This window comes from Ferrovibrio sp., from assembly GCF_046297595.1.
GTDB lineage: Bacteria > Pseudomonadota > Alphaproteobacteria > Ferrovibrionales > Ferrovibrionaceae > Ferrovibrio.
In genome coordinates this window covers 1-1,607 of sequence record NZ_JBKBHT010000020.1, presented here as the reverse complement: position 1 = coordinate 1,607, position 1,607 = coordinate 1, and the positions used below count along the sequence as shown (strand labels likewise).

The window sequence follows — 1,607 nt, the reverse complement described above, 5'->3', positions numbered from 1 at the left end:
AAACCGCACTCACCATCCACAGCCGCAATGATTGGGCCGAGGCAAACCTGGAACGGGACCGGGACGAGGTGAAATCGGAAATGCTCGCGTCGCTGACGCGCCTGCTTGGACTGGACTTCTCGAACGCCGCCTGGCTGGATCTGCACCGCTGGCGTTATGCCAATGTGGACCAAGCCGCTGACCAGCCGTATCTCTTCGATGAAGCCCTCGGCCTCGGCGCCTGCGGCGACTGGTGCTTCGGCAACCGTGTCGAGGCCGCTGTCGAAAGTGCAACAGCCCTGTCGGAACGGCTGATCACACGCCTGCAAGGAGCCTGACCGATGTATCGCGACCCCGCGCTCACCAAACTCCTGACCTATGCCGGCGCCCTGCCCTTCTGGGCGCTCGGGCTGGCCCAGGTGCTCGGCTACCAGCCCGCACTGGCCGCGCAAGCCTTCATCGCCTACGGAACCGGCATCGCCTGCTTCATGGCCGGCACGCTCTGGAGCCAGGCTCAGATCCGCGCTCAGGATCCACGGCTCATGCTGATCGTGAGCAATGTCGCGGCCCTCGCGGCCATTGGCGGGCTGCTGGCGCATTCCCACATACCGGCTTTGACGATGGCGCTGCATGTGGGGGTATTTCTGGTCCTGCTTGCCGCTGATCTCGGCATACACCGGAAAGGCGACCAACCCGCCTGGTATCTGACGCTCCGGCGCAACGTCACGTTGCTGGTGATTGCCGCCTATGCCGTGGTGATGATCCCGACATGAGATTTTTTTATGAGCGCCTTGTAAGATGGCGCTGAAAGCCGCGACTAAACTAAGGCGTGCTGTGCGGCGCGCCGGGTCTTGGCAGGCGCGGGCAATGTCCGGGGGATCACGATGGCGAATGCGGGCGAGCAGGAATTGAACGGCGGAAACGGTGCAGCCGCACCGTTCCTGGCCGATGCGATGTATATGGCGGAGTTGCGCCAGCGCATGTTGAGTTTCGCAAGCCTCCAGCTTGCTGATCCCGGCCTCGCCGAAGATGCCGTCCAGGAAGCGCTCGCCGGCGCGCTTCGCAATGCCAAGGCCTTCGCCGGGCGGTCCGCTTTTCGCACCTGGGTCTTTGCCATCCTGCGCAACAAGATCGCCGACCAGATCCGCTTCAGGCGCAAGCAATCGCAGATGATCGCCATGCCGCTCAGTCATTTCCCGGATGAGGATGAGCCGCGCTACTTCGACGCCAAGGGTCACTGGGCTCCGGAAAACCGCCCCAGTGACTGGGGCAATCCGGAAGTCGAACTCCTCGGCAAGGATTTCTGGCGGGTGTTCGAGGCCTGCCTCGATCATTTACCCCCCGATCAGGGCCGCGTTTTCATGATGCGTGAATTCGTCGAGATGGAAACCGATGAAATCTGCGCCGAGATCGGCATCACCACCACCAACATGCATGTCCTGATGCACCGCGCGCGGCTTCGTCTGCGCAACTGCCTGCAGGGACACTGGTTCGCGCCGGAGGAGACATTGTCATGATGTGCGAAAACGCAACGAAGCTCGCCTCGGACGAACTCGACCGACGCCTCTCGCTCGGCGAAACCGTGGGCCTGCGTCTGCATCTCTTCAAGTGCGGCGCCTGCTCGGGCT

At 62.8% G+C, this 1,607-nt stretch carries 4 protein-coding genes; all 4 read left to right on the top strand.

Features of this window, described 5'->3' with window-relative positions:
• The coding region (locus tag ACK4FJ_RS20200; RefSeq protein ID WP_409768807.1) for a hypothetical protein at nt 1-317 on the top strand (317 nt) is incomplete at its 5' end.
• Between the two features lie 3 nt (nt 318-320).
• On the top strand, nt 321-752 hold the full coding sequence (locus ACK4FJ_RS20195; RefSeq protein WP_409768804.1) for a DUF3429 domain-containing protein: 432 nt from the start codon (nt 321-323) through the stop codon (nt 750-752).
• 78 nt (nt 753-830) lie between these two features.
• The gene (locus tag ACK4FJ_RS20190) at nt 831-1,496 is read left to right on the top strand and encodes a sigma-70 family RNA polymerase sigma factor (protein WP_409768801.1); all 666 of its coding nucleotides are present in this window, start codon (nt 831-833) and stop codon (nt 1,494-1,496) included.
• The coding region (locus ACK4FJ_RS20185) for a zf-HC2 domain-containing protein (RefSeq protein WP_409768810.1) at nt 1,493-1,607 on the top strand (115 nt) is incomplete at its 3' end. The genes ACK4FJ_RS20190 and ACK4FJ_RS20185, both read left to right, overlap by 4 nt.

Coding starts and splice junctions, on each gene's coding strand:
- ACK4FJ_RS20195 (WP_409768804.1), top strand. CDS start 321: ATGTATCGCGACCCCGCGCTCACCAAACTCCTGACCTATGCCGGCGCC.